At 47.9% G+C, this 8,385-nt stretch carries 8 protein-coding genes; 3 read left to right on the forward strand and 5 right to left on the reverse strand.

From position 1 onward, the window contains the following. Together Q0546_RS05905 and Q0546_RS05910 are read left to right on the forward strand one after the other, a co-directional pair. A partial coding sequence (locus Q0546_RS05905; RefSeq protein ID WP_298791390.1) for an Hsp70 family protein occupies nucleotides 1-557 on the forward strand: 557 nt, incomplete at its 5' end. A 295-nt stretch (nucleotides 558-852) separates the two neighbouring features. Beyond that, nucleotides 853-1,284: a trehalose-6-phosphate synthase gene (locus tag Q0546_RS05910; protein ID WP_298791392.1), complete on the forward strand. Its 432-nt coding sequence runs from the start codon at nucleotides 853-855 to the stop codon at nucleotides 1,282-1,284. Nucleotides 1,285-1,489: 205 nt separating this feature from the next. Here Q0546_RS05910 and Q0546_RS05915 read toward each other — a convergent pair whose 3' ends face one another. The 5 genes from Q0546_RS05915 to Q0546_RS05935 form a co-directional block, all read right to left on the reverse strand. Next, entirely contained in the window at nucleotides 1,490-2,248 is a 759-nt protein-coding gene (locus Q0546_RS05915; RefSeq protein WP_298791395.1) for a flagellin, read from the reverse strand. Nucleotides 2,249-2,344: 96 nt separating this feature from the next. Then, a complete protein-coding gene (locus Q0546_RS05920; protein ID WP_298791397.1) occupies nucleotides 2,345-3,880 on the reverse strand; it encodes a DKNYY domain-containing protein in 1,536 nt (511 codons plus the stop codon). Nucleotides 3,881-3,926: 46 nt separating this feature from the next. Continuing rightward, nucleotides 3,927-4,373, reverse strand: a complete 447-nt coding sequence (locus tag Q0546_RS05925; protein WP_298791399.1) for a hypothetical protein — start codon at nucleotides 4,371-4,373, stop codon at nucleotides 3,927-3,929. Continuing rightward, nucleotides 4,370-6,310 (reverse strand): ribosomal protection-like ABC-F family protein, encoded by a 1,941-nt coding sequence (gene abc-f / locus Q0546_RS05930; RefSeq protein ID WP_298791402.1) that lies wholly within the window; start codon nucleotides 6,308-6,310, stop codon nucleotides 4,370-4,372. Before abc-f ends, Q0546_RS05925 begins: the two co-directional genes overlap by 4 nt. Nucleotides 6,311-6,319: 9 nt before the next feature. Further along, complete coding sequence (locus tag Q0546_RS05935) at nucleotides 6,320-7,633, reverse strand: sodium-dependent transporter (RefSeq protein WP_298791403.1); 1,314 nt, start codon at nucleotides 7,631-7,633, stop codon at nucleotides 6,320-6,322. 164 nt (nucleotides 7,634-7,797) lie between these two features. Between Q0546_RS05935 and Q0546_RS05940 the strand changes: the two genes are divergently transcribed. Continuing rightward, a partial coding sequence (locus Q0546_RS05940) for an MATE family efflux transporter (protein WP_298791406.1) occupies nucleotides 7,798-8,385 on the forward strand: 588 nt, incomplete at its 3' end.

Below are 8,385 nucleotides of genomic sequence, written 5' to 3' on the forward strand. Positions count from 1 at the left end.
TTGCCCGCGACAACAAGTCTTTAGGTCAGTTTAACCTAGAAGGCATCCCTGCTGCTCCTCGCGGAGTACCGCAGATCGAGGTTGAGTTTGACATCGACGCCAACGGCATCCTAACGGTCTCAGCTAAAGACAAGGCTACCGGCAAAGCCCAAAATATCACGATCTCGGGCTCAAGCGGCCTAAGCGAGGATGAGATCAACAACATGGTAAAAGACGCCGAGCTACACAAAGAGGACGACAAAAAGCGCAAAGACGCGGTCGAGGCGCGCAACCAAGCCGACGCGCTAGCACACCAGACGCAAAAGAGCCTTGACGAGCTAGGCGAGAAAATCCCAGCCGAGGACAAAGAACGTATCCAAAAGGCGCTTGACGAGCTAAAAGAGACGCTAAAAGACGAAAACGCTAGCAAAGAGCAGATCGACGCGAAGGTCAAAACTCTAAGCGAAGCAAGCCACAAACTAGCTGAAGCGATGTATAAAAAAGACGGCGCTGCTGGCGAGCAAGCAAACGGCGGCAAGAAAAAAGACGACGACGTCATCGACGCCGAAGTCGAGTAAAATTTAGCCCTTGTTTAGGCAAGGACTTCAAACGTAAATTTAAGGTTTTAGCGTTTTTACGCGCCTTTAAATTTGCCCCGCCCGTTAAATTTGACGGGCGGATTTTATAATTTTCTTTTAAATTTTATGCAATCCTAAATTTACGAATCTATTCAAATTTGACCTCACAAAGCTTTTTTACAAATTTGCCGCCTCGCCGATAAATTTTAAATTTAACCCTCTTTCGCGCAATCCTTAATCAAAATCATCCCTTTAAACGACCGATTTAAATATAATCAAACAAAAAAGGTCTTAAATGTATCTATTTTTCCTGATCGTTCATATTTTGAGCGCCGTAGCCTTCGTCGGTTACGTATTTTTCGACATTTGCATATTTCCGTTTGCCAAAAAGCACGTAGACGAGGATACGCTCGCTCGCGTCAAAAGAGCCTACACCAAAGGCAGCGCAAAGGTTTTTGGCACTGCGTTTTTGCTTCTTATTATCAGCGGCGTTTATATGGCAAAGGATTATTTTGGCGGCGATAATGGATGGCTCGGTAGCTCGTTTCAAATTTTGCTCGCGACCAAGATTGGCGTGCTGGGGTTAATGTGCCTAATCACGGCGATATCGCTCTTTTACGTCTATAGGCTAAAAAAGCCAGATCCATTTGGCAAATACTCGCACGTTATCGCCCTTGTTTTATGTGTCATAATGATAATCCTAGCAAAGCTAATGTGGAGGGTTTAAGTAGATTTGACGAGTACGCAGCCCGACTCGGCAAATTTAACTTGGCGAGCATTTATATTTTAATCGCAAAGCGCGAGAGTATATTAAACGCGAAAGTAACATTTGATAGATCGATTTAAGGCGCGATAAAATCGCCAAAGTAGAATAAAATAAAAGAGTTTTAGCCGCCAGGGGCGTAGCGGCTAAAAGATAAAAGCTGTTAAATTTAGCCCAAAAGCCTGTTAAACTGGCTTTGCAAGCTTGCGGTATTGTGCGCTTGAGCAAGGATCGCGGCGTTTGCTTGCAGGTCGTTTTGCTTAAAAGCGCTTAGATTTTTAGCGATGCCGTTATTTTGCAGCTGCGACTCGCTTTGCCTTAGCGCGACGTTTTTGGTTAGGCTTGCGTTGATACCCGAGATTATGCCGTTTTGCGCAGCGCCGATCTCGCCTCGCAGAGCGTTTACGCTACCGATAAATTTACTCACGCTATCGCCGTTGCTTACGTCTATACCGCTAAAATCAGGCGCGCTTAAATTTACGCTCGCCGTGCCGTTGCCGGTTAGGAAACTCATCTGCCCGCCAAATACGTTCTTACCGTTAAAACTCGCCTGCTGCGTGCTCTCTCTCATCGCGCCCACGAGGGCGTCCGCCTCGCTTTTTATCATCTTTTGCTGATCGGCGTTTAGGATGCCGCCGTTATATCTCACCGAGAGTTCGCCGATGCGGTCGGCGCTTTGCGTGATATTTGCTAGCGTGGAGTCTGCGATCTGCAGGATGCCGATAGCGTCGTTTGCGTTTGCGATGCCCTGCTCTAGCGTGGAGCTTTGGGAGCGTAGCGAGTCTGCGATAGCTAGATTTGCACTGTCGATACCGCTTAGAGCGCGCTGTGCGGAGATGTTATTTAGGGCTTTTGCGCTGTTATTTTGGGCTTGTTCTAGGTATTGATTGCTTAAGCTTGAGTTTGCGGAAAAATTTCCCAGTTTCATTTGCACTCCTTTTAAATTTGACCCGATTTTAGCGAAAATTTGATTAAAATTTGCTAGCGACGAGCACAACGTCAAATTTGAGCGTTTTAAGCAAATTTACCGTCTAAATTTTACTTTGCCTCGAGGTTTTGTCGCTGTTTCGTTTTCTACCGCTTTTGCGCGGCTTTTATACTCGTAGGCTTTGCCCACGATCGCCGCCAAAATCGCAACACCTAAAAATATCCAAAGATAATACCTCTCCTCGCCGTCATAACTAGTAACCGCCTCAAAAACGAGCTCGCCTTGCGCCGGCACGAGCCGCCCATCTTTTATCATCTTGCGAATATCCTCGCTGCTCGGATTTTTACCGCGCGGATCATACGGCCGCGTCAGGATCTCGGTGACGTCAGTGTCCGCGATCTCGTAGATGCTAGAGTCTATGAGCTGCCCCGTCCCCATCGCGTCAAAATAGTAAATTTTATAGCCGTTTGCATAAACAGCGCCGTATACGCCGTTACGCACGAGCCCTATTTTGCGCCATTGCTCGTTCGTTTTAAGCCTAAAAACCTCGGTATGGCGCGAGCCTAACCGCCTGCCGCTCTTATTTCTGTGCCATACTTCGCGGCTCTGCACGAAATAGGTCTGAGCGCCGCTAATAAAAACGCTACCCTCAAGCGGCGAAATATCACCCGCAAAAGGATCGTCCGCCGCGCGTTTTAGCTCGCCGCTTTCGCCGCCGCTATGACGCTGCCAAAAGTAAATCCCGCCCTTGCCGCGAAAAAGTAGATGATAAGCGTGCGCGCCGGAGACGCCAAAGGGTAGCGAATAAGGCGCAAATTCGGGCGCGAACTCATACTCGTCCGCATAAACCGCGCTGCTAGCGGGTTCTAAAAGATAGTGCACGCCGTTAAAATACGCCGCCTCATGCAGCTCAGGAGTAAATTTTACCGCGAGCCGCAAGCTTTTAAAATAAACGTTTCGTCCGTCCGTGGCGTAAAAATTGCTAGTTCGTCCGCGCGCGTCTAGCACGTATCTTAGCGCTCTAGCATCTGCACCCTCTAGCTGCTTGCCCTCAAAATATACCTTGCCGCTTTCGTTACCCAAAGCCGCTTTTTCCGCCGCAAATCCAAAATCTAAAATAGGGGCTAAATTTACACTAGAAACGCGCTCGGTTTTATAGATATAGCTTTGCGGTTTATCAGCACCAAATATCGCGTACGCCATAGTTTGAACCATCTCGGTAAAGCCGCCTAGCTCGTAGTTTCTCTCGCCTACGTCGCTACAAAAATAACTAATCTCGCCGTCCGTGAAATATCCGTTGCCAATCGCCCTGGCGCGAGATGGATCTAGCCCGGTCATCGCAAGATTGCCGCAGTAAACGGCACTTTCGTCAGCGCCGACGTTTCGCCCGCGATAACCGCCTGTCGCAAGGACCTTAAATTTATCCACCCGCGCGCCCTTTAGCTCAAATTTGCCTCCGCTTGGAACGAGCGCGTAAATTTTACCCTGCGGCGTAGCGTAAAATTCGCTGTTACCTATCTGGGTAAATTCGTTTTCTTCCTCGTAGCTAGCGACATAAACCATGAAAAATACCGTAAAAAGCACGGCAAAAAGCGCAAATAAGCAAAGTAGTATAGGTTTTTTATCTTTCAAAGTGCCGCCTATTTTTAGAAGCTCTGATGTTTATCGAACTCAAATTTTACGCAAAATGCCTCAAAATTTTAAATTTTCCTATCGCATGGTAAGCTAGCGACCAAACAAGGAAGCAAATACAAATAAGCCGAATAATATCGGTAAAATCGCGAATCTCAAATCTGCCCGTAATCAAAGAAAAAATCACTCCGCCCGCGATACAAAGAGCAAGAAGCGTCAGCGAGATAAAAACCGTAATGTTTATAATTTTTGCCGTCATGCTCTTGTTTTCGCTATTTTTAGCCAGGGTTTCAAGCAGGGTTATTCTATTTATAAAGCCGTCTCTTTCGTACTCTACGCGCACGAGATCGCCCTGTTCCAGACTAAAATCCGCCGAAAAAACGCCGCTAAATTTAATCCCGTCCAGCTCAAAACTAGCGCCGATGAACTCGTCTCGCTTAATCGTACGTAAATTTAGAGCGCTAACCCTGCCCGTTTTAGTTAATTTTTTCAAATTTGCTCCAAATTTTCGGCGATTTCTAAAACTTCAAAGTATTCGTTCTCTAACGTTTCAAGCTCGCTTTTGGCCGCTTCTAGGTCGTTATAAAGCGCGGTTAGGCCGATTTGTTGATAGATTTTAGGATCGCTAAGGCCGGCGTTTAGCTCTTTTATCTTAGCTTCTAGCGCGGCGATTTTTTCGGGATGTGAGGATAAAATTTGCGTTTGCTTGTAGCTTAACTTTGCGCCGGTTTTGCTCTTTTGTTTTTGCGCTTGCTCAGCTTCGCTTGCTAGGCTCGCTTCAAATTTACCAAGTTCGTTGAGCTCGTCTTCTAGCTCGAGATAGACGCTGTATTCTTGATGTAGCACTTCGATCGCCGTACCCTCAAATGCCCAGAGCTTGTGCGCGATCTTATCGACGAAGTAGCGGTCGTGACTCACGATGATTATAGCGCCCTCAAAGCTTTGCAGGTAGTCTTCAAGGATGTTGATAGTAGCGATATCTAGGTCGTTTGTAGGCTCGTCTAGTACGAGCACGTCGTATTCTTTGCTAAAAAGCAGAGCCAGCGCCACGCGGTTTTTCTCGCCGCCGCTTAGCACACCGATGGGTTTATCGAGGAATTCTTTCGGAAATAGGAAATTTTTAAGGTAGCCGTAGACGTGCATATTTCGCCCGCGCACCATGACGTGATCGCCGCCGTTTGGACAAAAGGTCTCGATGAGGCTCTTATCGTCGTCTAGCGCGCTTCGAGACTGATCAAAGTACCCCACTCGCACTTCGCCTCGCTTGATCTCGCCGCTGCTAGGCTTTTCAAACCCGAGTAAAATTTTAATAAGAGTGCTTTTACCGCTACCGTTTCGTCCGACTATCGCGATACGCTCGCCTTGCAAAACGCGCGCGTTAAAATCTCTAAAAAGCTGCTTGCCGCCGATAGTTTTGCTTAGTTGCTTGATCTCAAATAGCATTTTTTTACGGTTTACGCTCTGCGTTTGGTTAAAATTTTTGCTCGCGCGCTCAAGCTCGAGCCTAACGCGGCGTATCACGCCCGGGTTTTTCTTAGCCTCCTCGCGCATGGCTAGCACTCGCTCTTTGCGCCCTTCGTTGCGTTTTAGACGCGCTTTGACGCCTCTGCGTAGCCACTCCTCCTCGGCTTTTAGCTGTTTTAGCAGAGTTTCGTGAGATTTGGCTAGGCTAGCTAGGATTTCCTCTTTTTTAGCTAGATAGTTCGCATAACCGCCATCAAAAGATGCCAGCGCGCCCTCCTCAATCTCGACGCTTCTAGTTGCCAGCGCGTCGATAAAGTAGCGATCGTGCGAGATAAAAACTATCGTCTGACGCGAGCTTTTTAGCATATCCTCTAAAAATCTCACCATATAAACGTCAAGGTGATTGGTAGGCTCGTCAAGCAGCAAAATATCGGGCTTTTTAAGTATCAGCGCACCCAGAGCTACGCGGCGTATCTCGCCTCCGCTGAGGCTTGCAACAGCGCGGTTTTCGTACTCTTTTAGCTTAAACTCCTCCAGCACGCGCTCGATCTTGCGCTCGATCTGCCAGCCGTCTTTTGCCTCGATAAATTTGATTAGCTCGTCTTGCCTCGCGTTTAGTTCTTTGTTTTGCGCATCGCGTCCGAGCGCTTCTAGTACCGCCGCATACTCATCCCGCGCGTCAAAGATCTCTTTTAGCTCCAAATTTAGCGCGTCTTTTACCGTCGCTGCGTCGTCAAATTTAGGATTTTGCGCGAGCATTTCTACTTTTACGCCGCCTTGCACGATACGCCTACCGCTATCAGGCTCTAGCGCGCCCGCGATTAGCTTCATCAGCGTGCTTTTGCCGCTGCCGTTTTTGCCGATGATAGCGATACGCTCGCGCTCGTTTACGCTAAGGCTTACTTTGTTTAAAATTTCATTCGGACCGAATTTTTTACTAACGTCGATAAGGTCGATTAGAGCCACGCGCGAGCCTTAAAACGAGATATGCATGCTAAGCGCGATGATACAAAGCGTAAGCGCCATCGGCACGTAGATATATCTGCCCGTAAAATACCAAAACGCGCCTTGTTTTTTTGCCGCGCCAGTGTTGATCTCGTCCATAATCTCCTCTTTTTTGATGACCCAAAACCACGACGCCGCGCCGATCACCGCGCCAATAGGGATAATGTAGATAGAGACAAAGTCCATCCACGGCCCCCAGCTAGTTATGGCTTCCATATTTACGCCTATGCCAAAGCATATTATGCAAAGCGCGATCAACACGACGCCGCGCTTTAGCTTGGGAAATTTGTGCATTATCGACTCGGCGACTGCTTCGAACATATTTTGCAGCGAGGTCACGCCACCAAAAATCACCGCCGTAAATAAAATAATCGCGAAAATTTGACCACCGGGCATGTCTTGTAAAATTTTAGGCAGCGTTACGAAAAGTAACCCGGGTCCCGCCGCAGGATCCATTCCGTAGGCAAAAACCGCAGGCAGCATAACAAGCGCCGCCGTCATCGCCGCGATCGTATCAAAGATCGCCGTCTTTTGCGCGCTATCTACGACATCCTCGTCCTTTGATAGATACGCGCCGTAGACGATCATACCAGAGCCCGTGATAGATAACGAGAAAAAGGCCTGACCCATCGCCGCAACCCACACCATAGGATCAGCTAGCTTGCCCCAGTCGCTGTGAAAGACGAATTTATACCCGCCAAACGCCCCGTCTAAAAACGCCACCCTGATAGCCAGGATAAAAAATAGCACGAAAAATAGCGGCATCATGATTTTATTTGTCTTTTCGATACTGTGTGCGCCGAAAAATAGCGTAATTAACGTACCTGCAACGACGATAAAGTGAAACGGCACGACAGAATAGGACGAAAGCGCAAAGGACTCAAACCAAGTGTTCGTATCCACCGTCATCAGCGAGCCTGTGATCGCCTGAAATAGCGCCTTTAAAACATATGCGATGATGACTGCGTAGCCGATAGCGATACACATCGAGCCAGCCAGTGGTATCCAGCCTAAAATTTTACCGAAAGTGCCCCAGTTTCGGCTTTTCCACGCGTATTCGTATGAGCCTAGCGTGCCTGTTTTGGCACGTCTGCCGATAGCGTACTCGGCAGATAGCCCCACGTAGGAAAATATCGCGATAAAAAACAGATAAACGAGCAAAAACGCGCCGCCGCCGTTCGTACCGACCTTATAAGGAAACCCCCAGACGTTGGCCATACCGATAGCCGAGCCCACGCAAGCGATGATAAACGCCCAGCGTGACGTGAAATTTGTTTTGTGCATTTGATATCCGTTTAGATTAAATTTTTTCAATTATACTTGATTAAGCTAATAAAAAGATTATGCCTGCTCGCAGGGAAAACGCGCCGTGCCGCCTTAAAACGCTTTAAATTTATATTTGGGTATAATCGCGCGTTATCTAAAATCCACGTTACAAAAGAGAAATTATGAATTTATCGCTCAAAAAGCTCACTATACCGATATTTTTGGATATGTTTTTGCACTTCGTGACGCTCATCATAAACACCTACATGGTGACCAAGGTCAGCGTCCATCTAGTCGGCGCCATGGGTGCTGGCAACCAGATAATGGATCTTTTTATGACCATTTTTAGCTTCCTTAGCGTGGGCTGCTCAGTCGTGGTCGCTCAGGCTCTAGGCGCGCGAAATCACAACCTAGCCAAACGCGTCATACACGCTAGCATCACGTTTAACACGATCATCGGCCTTGGCAGCGCGGTTTTTATTTACTTTTTCGGGTTTGAGATTTTAGAGCTTTTAAACGTCCCCGAGCAGCTTCGTGCCCAGAGTTTTGGTTACTTGCATATGCTCGGTATCGCGCTAGCCTTTGACGGTATCGGCATGGTGCTTGCAGCCGTGCTTCGCGTTTACAACTTCGCCACCGCCGTCATGCTAGTTTCGCTGCTCATGAACGTCATCACCCTTTGCGGTAACGCCATCGCACTTTTTGGCTGGCTGGGACTACCAAACTACGGCCTCTACGGCGTCGCGGTTTCGACCGTCGTCGGAAGGCTA

It is taken from the genome of uncultured Campylobacter sp., assembly GCF_937997465.1.
Taxonomy (GTDB): Bacteria; Campylobacterota; Campylobacteria; order Campylobacterales; family Campylobacteraceae; genus Campylobacter_A.

Excerpts from the sequence above, each read along its gene's own strand:
- Q0546_RS05910 (WP_298791392.1), top strand. The coding sequence starts at position 853 with ATGTATCTATTTTTCCTGATCGTTCATATTTTGAGCGCCGTAGCCTTC.
- Q0546_RS05915 (WP_298791395.1), bottom strand. The coding sequence starts at position 2,248 with ATGAAACTGGGAAATTTTTCCGCAAACTCAAGCTTAAGCAATCAATAC.
- Q0546_RS05935 (WP_298791403.1), bottom strand. The coding sequence starts at position 7,633 with ATGCACAAAACAAATTTCACGTCACGCTGGGCGTTTATCATCGCTTGC.